Origin of the sequence: Allokutzneria oryzae (genome assembly GCF_042429765.1) — a bacterium.
Taxonomy (GTDB): Bacteria; Actinomycetota; Actinomycetes; order Mycobacteriales; family Pseudonocardiaceae; genus Allokutzneria; species Allokutzneria oryzae.
This window is the reverse complement of sequence record NZ_JBHLZU010000020.1, coordinates 48630-67919: the sequence shown is the minus strand read 5'-3', so window position 1 is coordinate 67919 and position 19290 is coordinate 48630. Positions and strand designations below refer to the sequence as shown.

The window sequence follows — 19290 nt, the reverse complement described above, 5'->3', positions numbered from 1 at the left end:
ACCGGCCGCTCCCGCCGCCCCGGCCCCCGGGCGGCGACCAAGATCGCCTAGCTGACGCGGACCCTCAGCGTGGCGACGTTGTTGGTGAAGACGGACTCCGAGCGGCGGAACCCGGCGACGCCGAAGTCCATGTTGAGGTCACCGCGCTCGACCGTCGGGTTCACCCACACCCGGATCGGCGGGCGGCTGGTGCCCGGGTCGTTGCCGGCTTCCGAGCGGCAGAACAGGTTCGGCCACGCGGCGTCCTTGTCGATCTTGCACGCCCAGCCGTCTCCGCTCGCCGAGGTGATGTCCAGGCCGGGCTGGATGCCGACGTCGATCCAGTCGGCACCGTTGGGGACCGTGCCCACGTTGCTCACGGTCACGTCGACGGGGAAGCTGTTGTTCCTGCTCGTCATCTTGTCGTTGGGAGCGACGGCGATCGCGATGTCCTGCTTGCGCGGGACCAGGCCGAGGTCGGCCGTCGGGCAGCCGGGAGCGCAGGAGAACGACGCGGTCTCCCACCCGTTCCAGTCGAAGTCGGAGTCCCGCGCGTCGTCGCCGACGTCGGGCCGGGTAACGGTGTTGGCGAACGGCAGCGACTTCGGCCTCAGCTTGTAAGGGCCGCCGGTGAGCGGGAGGGAGTAGCGACCGGACTTGTCGGTGACCGCGGAGCCCGCCTCGGTGTTGTCGGCCCGGTAGGCGGCGATGGTGATGTCCCCGACCCCGGCCTCCCCCTCGTCCTGGACGCCGTCGAAGTCGGTGTCGGCCCAGACGAGTCCGGTAGCCGAGGCTTCGGCCGAGGCCGAAGCGGGCAGGGTCAGCGCGATGGTCGAACAGAGCGCGAGCGCGGCGGCCGCCACGCTTCTGGTGGTGCTTCTCAAGGTGGTCCTCCAGGCTGGGAAGCATTCACGATGACGACGATCAGGACGCCGGACGAGGGATCCTGTTGCCTCCCACTCGAATGGCCCCGCTCGACGCGCGCGCCACGACGTGCGAGACTGTGTTCGTGCTTCGCTCTGGCTTCTACTTTTTTTACGGGTACCGGACTCCGGTGCCCGTGGCCGAGTGAGCGCGCTCTAGACCACGGCACACCCCGGAGTCCGGAAGGACCCGGGGCTTTCTGCTTCCGGGGCCCGAGAACTCCGAAGACCCACCAGGGAGCATGAGAGATGAACGCCACCGCGGACAGCGAACAGACCGCAGGGTCCAGCCCCGCCCAGGACATCGACGCGCTGCGGCTGGAGATCGACGAGCTGGACGCCGAGATCCTCCGGTTGATCAAGCGCCGCAGCGAGGTCTCGCAGACCATCGGCGCCGCCAGGATGGCCAGCGGCGGCCCGAAGATCGTCTACAGCCGGGAGATGGCCGTGCTCGCCCGTTTCCGCGACCTCGGTCCCGAGGGCCGCGAGCTGGGCATGCTGCTGCTGCGCCTCGGTCGTGGCCGCCTCGGCCGCTGATCCGGGTTCAGGGAGCCGGGAAGACTCCCGGCCAGTGCGGGGCGAGCGCGGCGCGGACGGCGGCCAGGTCGGCATCGGTCACCGCCGCGTTGCGCACCGCGTCGTCCGGCACGTAGGCGATCGGGTCGGGCAGCGACAGCGTGTCGACACCTGATCCCACGAGCGGCTCCTGGGCGACCCCCAGCAACCCCTCCACCAGCGCGTGCAGGCAGACCGCCGCGTACCCGCGCTGGTACCCGCCTTCCTGGGTGAGCAGCAGGCGGCCGCCGGTGAGCTCGTCGGCGAGCCCGGCGACCCTGCGGCCGACAGCGCGATACCCCTCGGCAGTGACGTTGTGCCTGCCGTTGGGGTCGAAGGCGCTCGCGTCGAAACCCGACGCGCACAACAGGACCTCGGGGCGGAAGGCTCGCAGCAACGGCGCCGCGACCTCGTCCAGGGCACGGAGGTACGCGGTGTCCCCCGCGCCGAGCGACAGCTCGATGTTGACGTTGCGGCCGCGCGCGCCGAGCTCGTCGGGCGCGCCGGTCTGCGGGTGGCTGCTCCCCCACGACCCGTGCCGCATGTGCACCGAGATCGTCAGCACGTCCGGGTCGTCCAGGAACGCCTCCTGGGTCCCGTTGCCGTGGTGGACGTCCCAGTCGAGGATCGCCACCCGCGCGGCGCCCCGTCTCCTGGCGGCGGCCGCGGCGAGCGCGATGTTGTTGACCATGCAGTAGCCGTCGGCCGCGGCGGGCTGGGCGTGGTGCCCCGGCGGCCGGACCATCGCGTAGGCCAGCGTCGTGCGACCGTCGAGCACCGCCTCCATCGCGGCGAGCGTGGTGCCCGCGGCGGCCAGGATCGCGGGCCAGGAGCCCGGCCCGACAACGGTGTTCTCCTCCAGCGCCACCCGGCCAGGACCGGCGCACGCGGCGCGCAGTGCTTCGAGGTACCCGCGCTCGTGCACGGTCGCGAGCTCGTCCTCGGTGGCCGCGCGGCCCTCGTGCCAGGTCAGCTTCGGGGCGATCGGTCCGCGCCGAAGCACTGTCAGCATGGTGCGCAGCCGGTCGGCGTTCTCCGGGTGCTGTTCGGCGACGTCGAGCCACGACCAGTCGCCGGGCAGCTCCCACAGGCCGTGTCCGGCGTCGTGTGCGAAGCAGTCCTCGTGCCAGAACACGTCCACCGGCGCAGGCTACGGGCCACCACCGCGTGGACGCAGTCGAGTATCGGATCGAATATCAGGGGCTTCTCAGGGTTGGCGCGGCGTGCACCGCTGCGATGAGGGCGCACACTGGAGCACATGGTGTTGCACCTCATCGCAGTGATCGTCGCAGTCCTCGCCGTCGTCGCCGCGGTCGTGCACGGCGGCTACCTCGCCATGCTGAGCTCCGCGGCCAAGCGCAGGGCGGGCGCCGCGCACATCTCGCAGTGGGTCAGCGGGCGCTGGGGCATCGTGGGCCTCACCGGTGGGGTGGCGCTGCTGTCGCTGTTCCTGACCGGCGGCGGCGCGTTCCTCGACGTGGTCGCGATCCTGACCGGCGCGGGCAGTGGCGTCGCCGCGACCAAGGCGCTGCAGGAGACCCAGCAGCGGTTCCGCAGCGGGAGCTGACCCTTGCCCCGGTAGCGGAAGTTGATCAACGCCGCACCACACGACCGGGTGTTACACGGGGTGACAAACCGGCCCCGTAGCGCAACCACAATCGGCCCGGATTTACTCTGTGCAAGATGACGAGCGCACAGCAGGTTCAGGGTTCCCGGATCGACCGGGCGCTCGTCATCAGCGCACACCCCGACGACGTCGACTTCGGGGCCGCGGGCACCGTGGCCACCTGGACCGCCGACGGCATCGAGGTCGCGTACTGCGTGTGCACCTCGGGCGAGGCGACCGGGGATCCCGGCACCCCGCGCGAGCAGGTCGCCAGGCTGCGCGAGAACGAGCAGCGGGCGGCGGCCGAGGTGGTCGGCGTCAGCGAGCTGCACTTCCTCGGCCACCCGGACGGCAGGCTCACTCCCTCGATGGAGTTGCGCCGAGACCTCTCCAGGGTGATCAGGACCTTCCGCCCCGACCGGGTGCTGACGTGGTCGCCGGAGTTCAACTGGGACCACGTCGTCACCTCCCACCCGGACCACCGGGCCGCGGGTGAGGCGGCCTTCGCGGCGGTGTACCCGGACGCGCGCAACCCGCACGCCCACCCCGAGCTGCTCGCCGAGGGCCTGGAGCCGTGGACCGTGCGCGAGCTCTGGCTCGCCGACGGCCCGCTGGAACGGCGCAACCACGCCGTCGACATCACCGACACCATGGCGGCGAAAATGGCCGCCCTGCGTTCCCACAAGTCCCAGACCGGCGCTGCCGATGGACTTGAGGAAGGCATGCGGACCTTCCTGGCGGACGCGGCCGCGCGGCACGGTCTGCCACCGGGCCGGCTGGCCGAGACGTTCCAGATCGTCCACACCGGCTGACCCACGGGCGCGAAAGGGGATTTCGCGATGGACAGCGGGCAGGGGCCTGCGCAGCGGCACCGACCCCAGCGGGGGCGGCACCGCCAGGCAGCCGATGCGCTGGCCTGGACACCCGACGCGACCGGGACCGGCGCGGCGGGCCTCGACGCCGCTCCCGCGGCCGACCCCCTCGACGACACCAACACCGGTGGGCTGCGCAAGCTCGACCTCGGCATGGTCCCCGCCTCGGTCACACCGCCGCCGACGTGGAAGCGGGCCGCCTGGTTCTCCGGCCTGTCCTCCGCGATCGTGCTCGTGGTGCTGGTGACCGTGGCGGTCACCCTGGTCGGACCGAAGGACGTCATCGACCGGATCAACGCGCTGCCCGCCTACCCCAGCGAGCTGATGCTGGCGACCACGACCACGACGCCCGCGCGGCAGACGGAGACCAGCGGCCGCGCCGCGGTGCGCCCGACCGGCACCCAGGACGCCACGGGCGGGGACGCCGAGGGCGTCGGCGGCTCCGGCGGACCACGCCGCACCGCCGGCAGGTCGCCGGAGAACAACACCTCCGCCAGCAGCACCCCGACCACCACGTCGAGCATGACCACCCCGCCGGTCACCACGGTGCCCTCGTTCGGCCCCGAGCTGATCCCGGTGCGACAGCTGACCGAGAGCACCGTGAAGTTCTTCTCCACCGTCTCCAGCGACGTGCAGCAGGCCTTCGAGAGCCTGACCAGCCCGGAGCTGAAGAAGGAGGGACTGCCGTCCTTCGAGAAGCGGTTCACCAAGCTGGAGGACACGGTCGAGTTCAAGGCGATGCGCGTGGACCCGGTGCGCGGGGTCACCACGTCGGTGATCGAGATCAAGGACAAGGACGGCACCGTGGTGGTCCAGGAACGCGAGCTCCGGTTCCTCCCGAACGCCGCCCCGCTGGTCGACGCCGAACGGTTGGTGTCCACGGTCCAGCGGTGAGCATCTCACCTCTAAACTGACTACCCGAAGTAACCATTGACCCGTTCGACTGGTCCAAATCGACCGTTCGGCGCTCCGAACAGGTGAACTCACATCAGAGTGTCGCGCCCGAGGCCGATGTGACGATACGAGTTCTGCCGACCACAGAACGTACGGAGGCAGCCACCGTGGAGCGCTCGACCACAGGTCGCCGGCACCAGCGCGCCGGTGCGGTCACCGTCGCGGAACTGATCAGGAAGCAGCCCGCCCCCGCACGGGGCCCTGCGCGATCGGTCACCGACAGCCAGCAGCTGGTCTCCGAGCTCTACAGCAGCACCCAGCCCACCACGCCCACCCCGGCCCCGGTCTACTTCGCCGACCCGGAGCCGGAGCCCGATCCGCGTGAGCACCCGCTGCTCAAACCGCTGCGGGTGCTCGGCATCATCGTGGGCGCGCTCCTGCTCGCAGGCTCCGTGGTCGCGGCCTCGGTGATCACCGCCGACTACGGTCCGCACGGCCCCCGCACCCAGTACCAGGCCCCACAGCTCAACGGCGCCCTCGCGCTGCGCCCCGACCTGGTGCTCGACCGCCTCGTCGGCGCGACCAAGGCCACCGCCTCGTCCGCGAACACCGACACCAAGCCCCTGAACCGGCAGCCCGCCGCGAACCGGCCCGGCACCACCACGGCCAAGCCGACCGGCACCTGGCAGCCCAACGCCGTCACGCCGACCACCGCCGTCGAGGTCGTCCAGGAGTTCTTCCAGCGGTTGCAGCACCGGCCCGAGCTCGCGGTGCAGATGCTGGACACCAAGCTGATCGGCCCGGACCGCGCGGCCTTCCTCAAGGCGTGGGAGACCGTGAAGTCCGTGCGCCTGCAGGATGTCGAGCAGGGCAAGAACGGCGTCCTGAGCACCATGACGCTGGAGCTGGCCAACGGCACGCGGCTGCGGATGGAGCAGCTGCTGACCCTCGGCGCGGCGGAGCCGCGACAGATCGTGGCGGCGGAGCTGCTGTCCGTGCAGCAGAGCTGACGCCGACCGGCATCGCTGCGACGTTGGACCAGCGACATTGCTCCGAATGGGCGTCACACGTTTTCCAGTACCTCCGAATTGGTGACATTCGCCGCCGTTTTCCGGTATCCCAGTCACGTTGAGTGTTCCGGTTGAAGGGTGAGGCGGACGTGGCTGGGAGATCCGAGGACAGCGACAAACGTCGGCAGACCGCGGAGCGCACGCAGGTGCTCGTCGCCGACCTGCTGCACCGCGAGGGCCGTGGTGACCAGCGGCCCGCGAGCCAGCGCACGGTCGTGCGGGCCCTCGGCGTCGCGGTCGGCGTCATCGGTCTCTGCGGCGCGATCGTGGCGGGCACCGTGCTCTTCACCGGTCAGGACGAGGGCCAGGCGCAGAACACCTCCCGGGCGCAGAACTACTTCACCGGCGGGCGGGCGCTGCAGCCGAACGTGATCGGCGAGGCGGCGACCGCGGCCCCGGAGGGCATCGGCGACGAGGAGGAGAGCCAGACCCCGTCTCCCGAGCCGACCAGTGGGCACCAGAGCACCCAGCCCGGCGGTGGCTCCGCGGGTGGCGGCTCCACCGGTTCGGGCGGCTCCGGCGACGCGGGCGGCGGCTCGGGCTCCCAGCCAGGCCAGCCGACGCAGCCCGCGCCGACCACGGAGAGCAAGCCGACCGGCACCCCGACGGCGAAGCCGACGACCGGTCCTGGCAGGCCGACAACGACCCAGCCGACCAGGCCCACCCAGACCGCGGGCAACGGCGGGCTGCTGGACCCGGTGCTCGACCTGCTCACCGGCTTCTTCCGCACCGCTCCCGAGGAGCCCGCGGCGGCCTACAAGATGCTCGCCCCGCAGATGCGCGGCGGCGGGGTCGAGGAGTTCCAGGAGTCGTGGAAGGGTGTGCGCTCCGCCACCGTCAGCGACGTCAAGGAGGCGGGCGCCAACACCGCGCGGGTGGTCGTCGACTACGTCTGGGCTGATGGACGCAGGGTGCGCACGGTGCAGCGGATCGCGGTCACGGAAGAGTCAGCGCCGCGTATCGCCGACGCAACAGTTCTCACAGCACGCAACCGCTGATCTGGAGAAACGTCCCCTTTTCGGACTTGGGAACACAATCGGCATCCTGGGCGAACAACCACCCGAACGGGTGAAGGCCCTAATCTGGGTGCCGTGACCGACACGGGGAGCCGCACGGTGACCGAGCAGAGCGAGGCGGCAGCGTGAGCGACGAAGGTCGCCTGGTCGCCGGGCGCTACCGGCTGGAACGACGGATCGGCGCGGGCGCCATGGGCGTCGTCTGGCAGGCCCGCGACGAACGACTGCACCGCGTTGTCGCGGTGAAACAGCTGCTGTTGCAGTCCGGCATGGAGGCAGGCGAGGCCGAGGAGGCCAAGCAGCGGGCGATGCGGGAGGGGCGGATCGCCGCCCGGCTCCAGCACCCCAACGCCATCGGCGTCTTCGACGTCGCCGAGGACAACGGCATGCCGTGCCTGGTGATGGAGTACCTGCCCTCGCGCAGCCTCGCCGCCGTCGTCTACGACGAGGGCAAGCTCCCGCCGCGCGAGGTGGCCAGGATCGGCTCGCAGGTGGCGATCGCGCTCGCCGCGGCGCACGCGGCCGGGATCGTGCACCGCGACGTCAAGCCGGGCAACATCCTGCTCGGCGACGACGGCTCGGTGAAGATCACCGACTTCGGCATCTCGCGGGCCACCGGTGACGTCACGGTCACCAAGACCGGCATGCTCGCCGGCACGCCCGCCTACCTGGCGCCCGAGGTGGCCAAGGGCTACGAGCCCGGCCCGGCCTCGGACGTGTTCTCCCTGGGTTCCACGCTCTACGCGGCCGTCGAGGGCGAGCCGCCGTTCGGGCTGAACGAGAACACCCTGGCGCTGCTGCACCTGGTCGCGGCGGGCATCGTGCGCCCGCCGCAGCACGCGGGACCGATGACCGCGGTGCTGATGCACCTGCTGCGGCCGCAGCCGACCGACCGGCCGACCATGACCCAGGCGTCGGAGTCGCTGCGCGCGATCGCCGAGGGCCGCGCCGCCCCGCTGGCGACGCCGCCGCAGGGCTGGGGCGCCGTCCCGCCGACCGCCCAGATCCCGGGTGGCCCCGCTGCGCCGACCCAGGCGATGCACCCCGGCCTGCGCAGCGGGCCGAACCTGAACCCGCGCACCCCGGTGCCGTCGAACAACCCGGCGATGACCCGGCTGGACGCCCGGCCGCTCAGCGACGCGCCGTCGACCAGGGTCGGCCCGGGCGCGACCACCACCAGCGGCATGGGCGCGATGAACGGCTCGGCCAACCGCAGTGGTGGCAGCCGCCCCGGCACCGACCGCGACCGGCGGGAGGAGCGCGAGGAGCCGAGGTCCAACACCCGGCCGATCGTGATCGCGGTCATCGCGGTGATCGTGGCCGCGCTGCTCGGCATCCTGCTGAGCAACATGATCGGTGGTGATGACGGTGGCGGTGGTGGTGGCGCGACTTCGGCGCCCCAGGTGCCGGACGCCGCGATCACGACGACCGGGAAGAAGACGACCACCCCCAAGGCCACGACGACCACGAGCGAGACGACCACGACGACTCCGCCCACCACCACGACGTCCAAGGCGACGCCGTCGGAGAAGGACTACGTCAACGCGGTCAAGAACTACTACAAGCTGCTGCCGGGCAACATCGAGGCGGCCTACTCCAAGTTCTGCAGCAGCTTCAAGCAGAAGAACCCGTACGACTCCTACAAGCCGTACTGGCAGAACGTGAAGAGCGTGAAGATCAGCGATGTAGAGATGTCGAGTGAGAAGACCGTGTCCTTCGAGATGGAGACGGTCTACAAGGGCTCGGATGAGCCCATCTCGGAGACCAAGAAGCTGCACATGTCGACCGACAACGACCAGGTCTGCATCAACAGCAAGTAGCGCGCGCCGTCATCGTGCGGCGGCCACGGCCGCCGCACGGAGCGCGCGCAGCAGGCCGAGCGTCGCCGGGTTCTCCGCGTCCGCCTCCGTCGTGGCGGCGTAGATGCGGCGCACCGGCTCGGGGTTGCGCAACCTGCGGACCAGGACGTTGGGGTTCACCGCGCCGAGGCCCATCGCCGGGATCAGCGTCACGCCCAGCCCGGCGGCGACGAAGCCCTGTGCGCTGATGTACTCCCCCGCCTGCACGGCGAAGTCCGGCTGGAACCCGGCGGAGCGGCAGGACTCCAGCACCACCTCGCGGCACTGGCCCGGCAGCGGCTCGTTGTCCACCCACGGCTGGTCGGCGAGCTGGGCGAGGTCGAGCACGCGGTGCTTGGCCAGCACGTGCCCACGCGGCAGGACCGCGCGGTAGGGGTCGTCGAGCAGGTGCTCGAACCGCAGGCCCGGCACGCTGGGATCGGTGTCGCCGAGCTGGACCGTGATCGCGAGGTCGGCGCGACCGGCCCGGACCTCCTGCATCGGGTCCTCGGGATCGGTGACGGTGAGGTCCAGCGCGGTGGCGGGGAACTCCTGGCGGAACTCGGCGACGGCGGGCGGCACCAGGACCGCGCCCGCCGTGGTGAAGTAGGTGACCCGCATCCGGCCGGTGCGCCCGGCGCGCAGGTCCGCCAGTGCGGTCTCGGCCTCGGCGAGCTTGTTGGTGATCACCGCGGCGTGCTCGGCGAGCAGGCGGCCCGCGGCGGTGGGGCGCACGCCTCGACCGGCCTTCTGCAACAGCGACAACCCGGCCTCCCGTTCCAGCGCGGTGATCTGCTGGCTGATCGCCGACGGTGTGTAGCCGAGGTTGGCCGCGGCGGAGCTGACCGAACCGGTGCTCACCACGGCGAGGAGCACGCGCAGGCGGCGGACGTCCAACATGCTGGAATCCTACAGTTCCGCTTAACAGTTGTGCAGAAGTATTCACTTGTCCTGACGCTTTCTCCGGCGCACTCTTGGTTCGGCAACTTACGAACTTGGGAGTTCGCGTGACGTCTTCGGGCAGCCTCGTCAGGATCGGCGTGCTGGGCCTGCTGTGGGGCTCCAGCTTCTTGTGGATCAAGCTCGCGCTCGGCGCGCTCTCGCCGGTGCAGATCGTCTTCGTGCGCGTCGGCCTCGGCGCGCTGGTCCTGGTCGCGATCTGCAAGGCGATGCGGCTGCGACTGCCGCGCGGCGGGCGGACCTGGCTGCACCTCGGCGTCGCGGCGCTGTTCGCCAACGTGCTGCCGTTCATCCTCTTCGGAGTCGGGCAGCAGACCGTCGACTCCAGCATGGCCGGCGTGCTCAACGCGACGACCCCGCTGTGGACGCTGCTGATCGCCGTGACGGTCGGCCAGGAGAAGTCCTTCGGGCCACTGCGAATCCTCGGCCTCATGCTCGGCTTCGCGGGCGTCATGCTGATCTTCGCGCCGTGGCGCGACGGCGCGGGCTCCGCCATCCCCGGCAGCATCGCGATCCTGGTCGCCGCGCTCAGCTACGGCATCGGCGCGGTGTACGTGGGCCGCAACCTCAGCGGCAAGGGCATGTCGCCGACCTCGACGGCGGCAGGTCAGATGATCATGGCGACCGCGCTGGTCACCCTGGCCATCCCGGTCGGCGGGATGCAGCCGGTGCACTGGGAGGTCACCGGCGGCCTGCTCGCCGCGGTCATCCTCGGGGTGTTCGGCACCGGCTTCTCGTTCATGCTCTTCGTCCGGCTGATCGCCGACGAGGGCGCGACGGCCACCTCGACGGTGACCTACCTGATGCCGGTGGTCTCGGTGGCGCTCGGCGCCGTCGTGCTCGGCGAGGAGCTGAGCCTGCGGGTCGTGCTCGGCATGCTCGTGGTGCTCGGTGGCGTGATGCTCACCCGGCCAAGGCGACCGAAGGCGCCGGTCGTCGTTCCGCCAGCCGAAACGGCGAAGGTTACCGCGGAGTAGCCGACCCCGCACAGTGGGTGATTGCTCACAGGTGGGTCGCGGATTGGGCCAACGGTTCGCTTTGGCACCCCCTAACGCTCTAGCCTGCCTGACCGTGGATGGCGCAGATCACACGCTCGCTGGTCGGTACCGCCTGGAGGACCGGATCGGCAGCGGGGCGATGGGCATCGTCTGGCGGGCCACCGACGAGCTGCTGAGCCGGACGGTCGCGGTGAAGCAGCTGCTGCTGCCGCCTGGCATGGACGCGGAGGAAGCCGAGGAGGCCACGCTCCGCGCGATGCGCGAGGGCCGGATCGCCGCCCGCCTGCACCACCCGAACGCGATCACCGTCTTCGACGTCGTGCAGTCCCAGGGCGTGCCGTGGCTGGTGATGGAGTACCTGCCGTCGCAGAGCCTGGCCGCCCTGGTGCACGAGCGCGGGCCGCTGGAGCCGCGCGAGGTCGCCAAGATCGGCTTCCAGGTGGCGACCGCGCTCGCGGCCGCGCACGAGGCCGGGATCATGCACCGCGACATCAAACCGGGCAACGTGCTCATCGGCCCCGGGGGCACCGTCAAGATCACCGACTTCGGCATCTCGCGCGCCACCGGGGACGCCACGCTGACCCAGACCGGCATGCTCTCCGGCACCCCCGCGTACCTGGCGCCCGAGGTGGCCGACGGCGAGGAGCCGGGCATGGCCTCGGACGTCTTCTCGCTCGGCTCCACCCTCTACGCGGCGGTCGAGGGCGTGCCGCCGTTCGGGCTCAACGAGAACACCTTCGCGCTGCTGCGGGCGGTCGCCGCGTGCGAGGTCCGCGAGCCGGAGCGCGCCGGGGAGCTCACCGACCTGCTCGCCTGCCTGCTCACCCGCGACCCGAAGGCCCGGCCGACTGCGGCGGAGACGTTGCCGATGCTGGAGGCCATCGCCGGCGGCTCCCGGCCCAAGATCGTGGCGGTGCCGAACTGGAGCTCGCCGCAGGCGCTGGAGGAGAAGACCCAGCGCCGCAAGCGGGCGGGCGTGATCATGGTGGCGACCGCGTTCGCCGCGGTGACCGGCGCGCTGGTGACCTCGCTGCTGGTCAACAACCAGCAGTCGGTGGCCACCGCGGGGCAGCCGGCCAATGACACCAGGACCTCGACGACGGGACCGGCCCTGCCCGGAACGAGCGTCTCACCGGGCGCGCCCGGCCCGGCGGTGCCGGGCGGTCCCACGCAGGGCCCGGGCGGCGTGCCGATCAGCGCCGGCGGCGCCGCGCCGACACAGCCGGGTGGCGCGGGCGGGGCGGTCCAGCCGAGCCAGAGCCAGCAACCAGCCGGTCCGACGACGACCCCGGAGCCACCGGAGCCGCCGAGGAACCGGCTGATCAAGGAGGCCGTGCGGCAGTTCTACGACCTGCTTCCGGGCAACACCACCGCCGCGTACCAGCGGTTCGCGCCGTCCACCCGCCCCGAGCTGGCCGCGTTCCAGGAGGAGTGGGCCGACGTCGAGACGGTGAAGATCCAGGGCAAGCAGCGGGTCACCGGCGACACCGTGCACCTCACCCTGAAGATCAAGAAGAAGGGCGAGAAGGCGACGTCGGCCGCCTACCTGGTCACCGTCGTGGTCAACGGCAACCAGGTGCAGATCGGCACCATCAAGGCAGGCGGCAGCGGCGGCTAGCTAGACCAGGCGGCGGTCCGAGGCCCAGCGGGAGAGCTCGTAGCGGTTGGACAGCTGCGTCTTGCGCAGGACGCTGGACACGTGCGTCTCGACCGTCTTGATCGAGATGAACAGCTCCGAGGCGATCTCCTTGTACGCGTAGCCCCTGGCCAGCAGCCGCAGCACGTCCCGCTCGCGCGGGGTGAGCAGGTCGAGCTCGGGGTCGCGGATGGGCGCCGCCCCCGGACGGTCGGCGAAGGCGTCCAGCACGAACCCGGCCAGTCTCGGCGAGAACACCGCGTCGCCCTCGGCCACCCGGCACACCGCGTCGGCCAGCTCGCGCCCGGAGATCGTCTTGGTGACGTAGCCGCGCGCGCCGTTGCGGATCACCGCGATGACGTCCTCGGCGGCGTCGGAGACCGACAGCGCCAGGAAGACCACCTCGGGCTGGGCGGGCCGGGCCCGGCGCAGCACCTCGGCGCCGCCGCCGTCCGGCATGTGCACGTCCAGCAGCACCACGTCCGGCTTGAAGTGCGCGATGCCCGCGACCGCCTCGTCGACCGAGCCCGCCTCGCCGACCACCTCGACCTGGTCCTTGGCCGCGTCCAGCTCGGCCTTCACCCCGGTGCGGAACAGCGCGTGGTCGTCGACGAGGAAGACCCGGACGGGGCCGGTCCGCGCCGGCGCCGCGGCGTTCTCGGCTGGCTGCTCGGCTCCGGTCTGCTCGTTCTCGCTCACGGCAACACCTCGCGGGCTCGGTGCGCCGCGAGCGGCGCTGCTGTGTTGGACAGTTCGCTCGCGAGCTGGCTCACGTGCGTGCCTCCTTGCTAGGGCTCCTCGGCATGATCAGCTGGAGTTCGGTGCCCTCCCCGAGGGCCGTCCTCAGCCGAACCGAGCCCCCGTGCCGTTCCATCCTGCCGTGGATGGAGTCCGCGAGCCCGTGCCGGTCACCGGGAACCGTAGCGGGGTCGAAGCCCTTGCCCCTGTCGCGCACGAACACGTGCACCCGGTCCTCCTCGACCTCGGCGTAGACGCTGACCTCGCCGACCCCGGCGTGCTTGGCCGCGTTGACCATCGCCTCGCGGGCGGCCTGCACCAGCGCGCCGATCTTCTCGTCCACCGGGCAGTCGCCGACGACGACCTGCTGGACAGTGATCGCGAAGGTGTCCTCGACCTCGCCGCACGCCGCGGGCACGGCCTCGGTCAGGGTGCTGCCGGGAACCGTGGAGAACCCGGGTCCCGTGGTCCCGTCCTCGTCGTCGGCGTCGTTCCTGGTCCGCGCGCCGTAGCCGGAGGGGCCGTACAACCAGCTGCGCAGCTGGCGTTCCTGGCCGCGGGCGAGCCTGCGCACCTCGCGGGCGGTGTCGGCCTGCTTCTGGATCAGCGCGAGGGTCTGGAGCACCGAGTCGTGCAGGTGGGCGGCGATCTCCGCGCGCTCCTCGGTCCGGATGCGGACCCGGCGCTCCTCGTTGAGGTCCCGGACCAGCCGCACCCACCACGGCACGGTCAGCACCGCGACCCCGATCAGCGTGGTGATCACCGCGAGCAGGACGAACTGCACCTGGCCGATGCCCGCGCTGTTGCTCAGGAAGACCGCGAGACCCGCGACCACCAGCGCGACCCCGGCCAGCACGCGGGTCGTGCCGGACCAGCCACCCGTGCCGAGCACCACCCCGGTGATGCCGGAGCGGGCGCCGTCCCGCCAGCGCCTGCGCTGGGCGTCGTCGGCCTCCCGCCAGACCAGCCCGGCTCCGACGAGTGACACGGCGACGGCCCCCGCCAGCAGGGGGTTGATGCTGTTGTTGATCGAGAGCACCGCGATGGAGAGGCCGACGCCGACGGTGATGACGCCGATCGCCTGCTGCCGCTGCTTGGGCGAGTCCTCGACGCCGCCCCACCGCTTCTGCTGCGGCACGAAGATCCACAGCAGCGCGTAGGCGAGCGCACCGGCGCCGAGCATCCCGGAGAGCACCGTGAACCCGATGCGCACCCACAGCACGTCGATGCCGATGTGGTCGGCGACCCCGCCCGCGACGCCCGCGACGATCTTGCCTCGACGTCGGCGGAACAGCTTGGGCGCCTCACCGTGCTGCGCCGCCGTCAGCGCCGACAACCCGGGGACCTTGCCGGTCTCGCCGTTATGGACCTGCGCATTCACACTGGAATGGTCACACGTGCGCGAGCGCGCGGTCATCAGGGAACAACCCCGAAGCACCCGAGCGGAACCCCGAGAGGTGATTTCAGGGGTGCTCCCCGATGTGACCGTGGTGGCGCGGCGGCACTCTTGACCACGTGAACGGGACAGGCGGGAACATGAGCGTCGAGGAGACGCTGCGGGACTTCTGGAAGACGCGGCCACGCCGCCCCAGAACGGGCCGCAAGGTCGCGGGCGTCGCGGCGGCCCTTGGCAACAGGTACGGCATCGACCCGGTTCTGGTGCGGGTCGCCTTCGTCGTGTTCGCCATCTACGGCGGCCTCGGCATCCTGCTGTACCTGCTCGCCGTCCTGCTCTTCCCCCAGGACGGGGACACCGGTTCCCCGGCGGGGGCGCTGCTCGGCAGGGGCACGAGCTCCACGTCGGCGCTGGCTACCATCCTGGTCGCGCTGTCGCTGCTGCCGCTGAGCGGCCTGCTGGCCGCCCTGCACGTCTGGTCGGCTCTGATGATCGCCGCGCTCGGTGCCGGGCTCTACGTGCTGCACAAGAACCGCGGCACGCACCGGCAACCACAAGCTCCGCTCCACCCGACCGGTCCCGTCGTGGTGAGCACCCCGATGACCACCGACAACGGCTACCAGGGCTCCGAGCAGCGCACCGAGGCCTTCCGGACGCCCGGTCACCAGGAGACCGAGACGATGAAGACCGACCAGGTCGGCCACGCCGACGCCGGCGCAGCCCCGGCGAGGCCTGTGAGCAGCGAGAACGCGCAGGAGAACCCGCCGGCGTGGGACCCGCTGGGCGCCGCGCCGTTCGCGTGGGACCTCCCAGAGCCGAGCCGGCAGGTGGAGGACGAGATCGAGCCGCAGCCGCAGCCGCGTTCCAAGGTCACCGGGGTCACCGTCGCGGTGAGCATCATCGTCGCGGGCGTGATGGGCCTCGGCGTGGTCAACGGCTGGGTGGCCGACTACGTCGCGGCGGGCGCCGTGACCGCCGTGCTGGCGGCCGGTCTGATCTTCGGGGCCTTCAACAGGGGTGGCAAGGGCCTGGTGCTGCTGGCCGTCCCGGCCATCGCGGCCACGGTCACCCTGGCCAACGACGCCAACTGGCGGGACTACATGTCCACCTACACCTCGTCGCAGGACTACTACGACAACTACTACGGCAGCCAGACCTGGACGCCGACCACCTGGGAGGAACTGGAGCGGGGCAGCACGGTCGGCGGGTCGTCGTCGGGCTCCTTCACCCTCACCAAGGGCACCGCCCGTCTCGACCTCAGCCAGCTGCCCCCGGCACCGTCCGACCAGCCGGTGCGGATCAACGCCCGGGTCGAGCAGGGCAACCTGCACGTGACGCTGCCGAAGAACAACACCGACGTCGAGGTGAGCTGCACCGCCAGCAGCGGCACGGTGGACTGCCTCGGCCAGGTGGGGCGCGGCAGCGACATCCGGCGCACCGCGCGCAGCCTCGGCGCCGACGACAGCACGGGCGGCGGCATGATCACGCTGTTCGCCTCGATCAACAGCGGAAAGTTGGAGGTCGTCAATGGCTGACGAGCAGCAGCCGCAGGGCGGCGAGCCGAACTCGCGCAGGGGCTTCAGCGTGGTGGTGTTCCTGGTCGGCCTGGTGGCCGCGTGGGCCGCGCTCTACGGCTTCACCAAGGGCGACATTTCCGACATCATCGAGCCGAACTGGCTGCTCGCGGGCGCCGCGGTGCTCGTGGGGTCGCTTATGCTGATCAACACACTCAGGCCACAGCGGAAGCGCTGAAAGCTCAAGACCTGGTCACAGGGAGTGCGCGGTGCCGTTGGTTGGGTGTACAACCCACGACGGCACCTTCGCATAGGTTGCCCGAGATCGAGCAGGCGATAGGGGTGACGGAGCTGTCCAGCACATCGCGAGGGATCAGCCGACCGACGCTGGAGGATGTCGCCAACGCGGCGGGCGTCTCCAGAGCAACGGTCTCCCGAGTAATCAACTCCTCCCCCAAGGTGAGCCCGGGGGTGCGCGAGACAGTGCACGCTGCAGTGCGCAAGCTCGGCTACATCCCCAACCGGGCGGCGAGAACCTTGGTCACCAGGCGCACCGACGCGATCGCGCTGGTGCTGTCGGAGCCGGACAACAAGTTCTTCGCCGACCCGTACTTCGCCACCGTCGTCCGCGGTGCGGCCACCGAGCTGTCCACGCTGGACGTCCAGATGGTGCTGATGCTGGCCGACCAGGGCGACGACCACGGCCGCATCCTGCGCTTCCTCTCCGGTGGACACGTCGACGGGGCGCTGGTGCTCGCACCGCACCGCGACGACCCGCTCCCCGCGCAGATCAGCGAGCTGCCGCTGCCGTCGGTCTACGGCGGCAAGCCGTGGCTGCCGGAGTCCGAGGTGCACTCGGTGGACAACGACAACGTCGCGGGCGGCCGCGTCGCGACGGAGCACCTGCTCGGCCTCGGCCGCCGCACGGTGGTCAGCGTGCTCGGCCCCGCCGACGAGCAGTCCGCCCGGGACCGGTTGCGGGGCTGGCAGGAGGCGACCGGGGCGGACGCCGCGCGCACCGAGGCGTGGACGGCCCAGGGCGACTTCACCCAGGACGGTGGTGAACGCGCCATGGCCGAGCTGCTGGCTCGGGTGCCCGAGCTGGACGCGGTGTTCGTCGCCAGCGACCTGATGGCGGTCGGCGCGCTGCGGGCGCTGCGCGCCGCGGGCAAGCGGGTGCCGGAGGACGTGGCCGTGGTCGGCTTCGACGACCAGCCGACCATCGCTCCCTACACCGACCCGCCGCTGACCTCGATCAAGCAGGACTCGGCGGAGCAGATGCGCGCGATGGTCCAGCGGCTGTTCCAGCTGCTCGCCGGCGAGGACATCGCACCGGGACGCGAGGTGCTGCCGGTCGAGCTCGTCCGCCGCCAGTCGGCCTAGCGCCTGTCCCGCAGGTCGGCCCGATGCTCCGTCCGAGGCAGCGCGCCGACCCATGCCGCCGTGTGTGCGTGGACTGGCTGGCGTGGTCGGGGTTTTCGCGTTTTGTCACCTTGACGTGCGAAAGAGCGCTCTCATTTCGCGTTAAGGCTCCATAACGCGAAATGGGAGGCAGGCGGGTGAGGGCGTCAGGGCGGTGAGGTGGTGTCACCGCTTGCAGGACTCGGCCTCGACCGTTTCAGAAACGACAGCGGGCGGGCCTGGTGGCCCGCCCGCTGCTCGCGTTCACTCCCACTCGATGGTGCCCGGCGGCTTGCTGGTCACGTCGAGCACTACGCGGTTGACCTCGGAGACCTCGTTGGTGATGCGGGTGGAGATCCGCTCAAGCACGTCGTAGGGCAGCCGGGTCCAGTCCGCGGTCATCGCGTCCTCGCTGGAGACCGGGCGCAGCACCACGGGGTGGCCGTAGGTGCGGCCGTCGCCCTGGACGCCCACGGAGCGCACGTCGGCGAGCAGCACCACCGGGCACTGCCAGATGTCGCGGTCCAGTCCGGCCGCGGTCAGCTCCTCGCGGGCGATCGAGTCCGCCGCGCGCAGGATCTCCAGGTTGTGCGCGGTGACCTCGCCGATGATCCGGATGCCGAGGCCGGGGCCCGGGAAGGGCTGGCGGTGCACGATGGTCTCGGGCAGGCCGAGTTCGAGGCCGACCCGCCGCACCTCGTCCTTGAACAGCGCGCGCAGCGGCTCGACCAGGTCGAACTTGAGGTCGTCCGGCAGGCCGCCGACGTTGTGGTGGCTCTTGATGTTCGCGGCGCCGGTGCCTCCGCCGGACTCCACCACGTCCGGGTAGAGCGTGCCCTGCACCAGGTAGTCGAAGTGCTCGCCGGACTCCCCCGCCTCGGCCTGCAGGTCGCGGGCGGCCTGCTCGAAGACGCGGATGAACTCGCGGCCGATGATCTTGCGCTTCTCCTCGGGGTCGGTCACCCCGGCCAGCGCGCTGAGGAAGCGGTCGGCGGCGTCCACGGTCACCAGGCGCACGCCGGTGGCGGCGACGAAGTCCCGCTCGACCTGGGTGCGCTCACCGGCGCGCAGCAGCCCGTGGTCAACGAAGACGCAGGTCAACCGGTCACCGATGGCGCGGTGCACCAGCGCGCCTGCCACGGCGGAGTCCACGCCGCCGGAGAGCGCGCAGATCGCCCGCCCCTCGCCGACCTGGGCGCGCACCGCCTCGACCGAGTCGTCCACGATCGACGAGGTGGTCCACTGTGGACGGAGTCCGGCGACCTCGTGCAGGAAGCGCCGCAGCACCTCCTGGCCGTGCGGGGAGTGCAGCACCTCCGGGTGGTACTGGACACCGGCGAAGCGGCGCGCGGTGTCCTCGAAGGCGGCGACCGGTGCGCCCGCGCTGGTCGCGGTGACCGTGAAGCCCTCGGGCGCCTTGGTCACGCAGTCGCCGTGGCTCATCCACACGGGGTGCCCGGCGGGCAGGTCCTGGTGCAGCGTGCCACCGTCGCCGACGACGCTGAGATCGGTGCGGCCGTACTCGCGGGTGCCGGTGTGCTCGACACCGCCGTCCAGCGCGCGGGCCATGGCCTGGAAGCCGTAGCAGATGCCGAAGACCGGGATGCCCTGGTCGAACAGCGCCGGGTCGATCTGGGGGGCGCCGTCGGCGTAGACGCTGGAGGGGCCACCGGAGAGCACGATCGCGGCGGGGTCGCGGGCGACCATCTCGCTGACCGGCATCGTGTGCGGCACGACCTCGGAGTACACCTGTGCCTCGCGCACCCGGCGCGCGATCAACTGGGCGTACTGCGCCCCGAAGTCGACGACGAGCACTGGACGCTGGTTGCTGCTGGGCACGTCGGGGATACCTCCTGGTCAGAGCCGCACGAGTGGCTCCATCGTCTCAGCACGC

18 protein-coding genes are annotated in these 19290 nt (G+C 71.3%); 12 read left to right on the top strand and 6 right to left on the bottom strand.

What is annotated here, in order from left to right; all coding sequences use genetic code 11:
- Positions 1-47: 47 nt before the first annotated feature.
- Complete coding sequence (locus ACFFQA_RS24725) at positions 48-863, bottom strand: SdrD B-like domain-containing protein (protein WP_377856782.1); 816 nt, start codon at positions 861-863, stop codon at positions 48-50.
- Positions 864-1151: 288 nt separating this feature from the next.
- Here ACFFQA_RS24725 and ACFFQA_RS24720 point away from each other — a divergent pair, with 288 nt between their 5' ends.
- On the top strand, positions 1152-1439 hold the full coding sequence (locus tag ACFFQA_RS24720; protein ID WP_377856780.1) for a chorismate mutase: 288 nt from the start codon (positions 1152-1154) through the stop codon (positions 1437-1439).
- A gap of 7 nt (positions 1440-1446) precedes the next feature.
- Here ACFFQA_RS24720 and ACFFQA_RS24715 read toward each other — a convergent pair whose 3' ends face one another.
- Entirely contained in the window at positions 1447-2598 is a 1152-nt protein-coding gene (locus ACFFQA_RS24715) for an arginase family protein (protein ID WP_377856777.1), read from the bottom strand.
- A 117-nt stretch (positions 2599-2715) separates the two neighbouring features.
- On the opposite strand from ACFFQA_RS24715, the gene ACFFQA_RS24710 reads away from it, so the two are divergent.
- The 6 genes from ACFFQA_RS24710 to ACFFQA_RS24685 all read left to right on the top strand — a co-directional run bounded on the left by ACFFQA_RS24710 (position 2716) and on the right by ACFFQA_RS24685 (position 8735).
- Positions 2716-3024 carry a hypothetical protein gene (locus ACFFQA_RS24710; RefSeq protein WP_377856774.1) on the top strand — a complete coding sequence of 103 codons (309 nt, stop codon included), beginning with the start codon at positions 2716-2718 and terminating at the stop codon, positions 3022-3024.
- Positions 3025-3140: 116 nt separating this feature from the next.
- Positions 3141-3875, top strand: a complete 735-nt coding sequence (locus ACFFQA_RS24705; protein WP_377856771.1) for a PIG-L deacetylase family protein — start codon at positions 3141-3143, stop codon at positions 3873-3875.
- Positions 3876-3902: 27 nt separating this feature from the next.
- Positions 3903-4829 (top strand): hypothetical protein, encoded by a 927-nt coding sequence (locus ACFFQA_RS24700; protein WP_377856768.1) that lies wholly within the window; start codon positions 3903-3905, stop codon positions 4827-4829.
- A 167-nt stretch (positions 4830-4996) separates the two neighbouring features.
- The gene (locus ACFFQA_RS24695; protein WP_377856765.1) at positions 4997-5839 is read left to right on the top strand and encodes a hypothetical protein; all 843 of its coding nucleotides are present in this window, start codon (positions 4997-4999) and stop codon (positions 5837-5839) included.
- 149 nt (positions 5840-5988) lie between these two features.
- Positions 5989-6897, top strand: a complete 909-nt coding sequence (locus ACFFQA_RS24690) for a hypothetical protein (RefSeq protein ID WP_377856762.1) — start codon at positions 5989-5991, stop codon at positions 6895-6897.
- Between the two features lie 143 nt (positions 6898-7040).
- Positions 7041-8735, top strand: a complete 1695-nt coding sequence (locus tag ACFFQA_RS24685; RefSeq protein ID WP_377856759.1) for a serine/threonine-protein kinase — start codon at positions 7041-7043, stop codon at positions 8733-8735.
- 9 nt (positions 8736-8744) lie between these two features.
- Here ACFFQA_RS24685 and ACFFQA_RS24680 read toward each other — a convergent pair whose 3' ends face one another.
- Positions 8745-9653 carry a LysR family transcriptional regulator gene (locus tag ACFFQA_RS24680; protein WP_377856756.1) on the bottom strand — a complete coding sequence of 303 codons (909 nt, stop codon included), beginning with the start codon at positions 9651-9653 and terminating at the stop codon, positions 8745-8747.
- A 107-nt stretch (positions 9654-9760) separates the two neighbouring features.
- On the opposite strand from ACFFQA_RS24680, the gene ACFFQA_RS24675 reads away from it, so the two are divergent.
- Positions 9761-10690 carry a DMT family transporter gene (locus ACFFQA_RS24675; protein ID WP_377856753.1) on the top strand — a complete coding sequence of 310 codons (930 nt, stop codon included), beginning with the start codon at positions 9761-9763 and terminating at the stop codon, positions 10688-10690.
- Between the two features lie 88 nt (positions 10691-10778).
- Entirely contained in the window at positions 10779-12329 is a 1551-nt protein-coding gene (locus ACFFQA_RS24670; RefSeq protein WP_446681692.1) for a serine/threonine-protein kinase, read from the top strand.
- On the opposite strand, the gene ACFFQA_RS24665 is transcribed toward ACFFQA_RS24670, so the two are convergent.
- Both ACFFQA_RS24665 and ACFFQA_RS24660 read right to left on the bottom strand, forming a co-directional pair.
- Positions 12330-13046 (bottom strand): response regulator, encoded by a 717-nt coding sequence (locus ACFFQA_RS24665; RefSeq protein WP_377856747.1) that lies wholly within the window; start codon positions 13044-13046, stop codon positions 12330-12332.
- 70 nt (positions 13047-13116) lie between these two features.
- Positions 13117-14502: a PspC domain-containing protein gene (locus ACFFQA_RS24660; protein WP_377856744.1), complete on the bottom strand. Its 1386-nt coding sequence runs from the start codon at positions 14500-14502 to the stop codon at positions 13117-13119.
- A 98-nt stretch (positions 14503-14600) separates the two neighbouring features.
- Between ACFFQA_RS24660 and ACFFQA_RS24655 the strand changes: the two genes are divergently transcribed.
- The 3 genes from ACFFQA_RS24655 (at position 14601) to ACFFQA_RS24645 (ending at position 17378) form a co-directional block, all read left to right on the top strand.
- Complete coding sequence (locus ACFFQA_RS24655) at positions 14601-16016, top strand: PspC domain-containing protein (RefSeq protein ID WP_377856742.1); 1416 nt, start codon at positions 14601-14603, stop codon at positions 16014-16016.
- Complete coding sequence (locus tag ACFFQA_RS24650; protein ID WP_377856740.1) at positions 16009-16233, top strand: hypothetical protein; 225 nt, start codon at positions 16009-16011, stop codon at positions 16231-16233. The genes ACFFQA_RS24655 and ACFFQA_RS24650 overlap by 8 nt, the downstream gene beginning before the upstream one ends.
- 86 nt (positions 16234-16319) lie before the next feature.
- On the top strand, positions 16320-17378 hold the full coding sequence (locus ACFFQA_RS24645; protein ID WP_446681691.1) for a LacI family DNA-binding transcriptional regulator: 1059 nt from the start codon (positions 16320-16322) through the stop codon (positions 17376-17378).
- A 282-nt stretch (positions 17379-17660) separates the two neighbouring features.
- Here ACFFQA_RS24645 and guaA read toward each other — a convergent pair whose 3' ends face one another.
- On the bottom strand, positions 17661-19235 hold the full coding sequence (gene guaA / locus ACFFQA_RS24640; protein ID WP_377856734.1) for a glutamine-hydrolyzing GMP synthase: 1575 nt from the start codon (positions 19233-19235) through the stop codon (positions 17661-17663).
- Between the last annotated feature and the right edge of the window lie 55 nt (positions 19236-19290).

What these genes read in the sequence shown, in the direction of transcription:
- ACFFQA_RS24720 (WP_377856780.1), top strand. Translation starts at nt 1,152, where the DNA reads ATGAACGCCACCGCGGACAGCGAACAGACCGCAGGGTCCAGCCCCGCC.
- ACFFQA_RS24710 (WP_377856774.1), top strand. Translation starts at nt 2,716, where the DNA reads ATGGTGTTGCACCTCATCGCAGTGATCGTCGCAGTCCTCGCCGTCGTC.
- ACFFQA_RS24705 (WP_377856771.1), top strand. Translation starts at nt 3,141, where the DNA reads ATGACGAGCGCACAGCAGGTTCAGGGTTCCCGGATCGACCGGGCGCTC.
- ACFFQA_RS24700 (WP_377856768.1), top strand. Translation starts at nt 3,903, where the DNA reads ATGGACAGCGGGCAGGGGCCTGCGCAGCGGCACCGACCCCAGCGGGGG.
- ACFFQA_RS24680 (WP_377856756.1), bottom strand. Translation starts at nt 9,653, where the DNA reads ATGTTGGACGTCCGCCGCCTGCGCGTGCTCCTCGCCGTGGTGAGCACC.
- ACFFQA_RS24660 (WP_377856744.1), bottom strand. Translation starts at nt 14,502, where the DNA reads ATGACCGCGCGCTCGCGCACGTGTGACCATTCCAGTGTGAATGCGCAG.
- ACFFQA_RS24650 (WP_377856740.1), top strand. Translation starts at nt 16,009, where the DNA reads ATGGCTGACGAGCAGCAGCCGCAGGGCGGCGAGCCGAACTCGCGCAGG.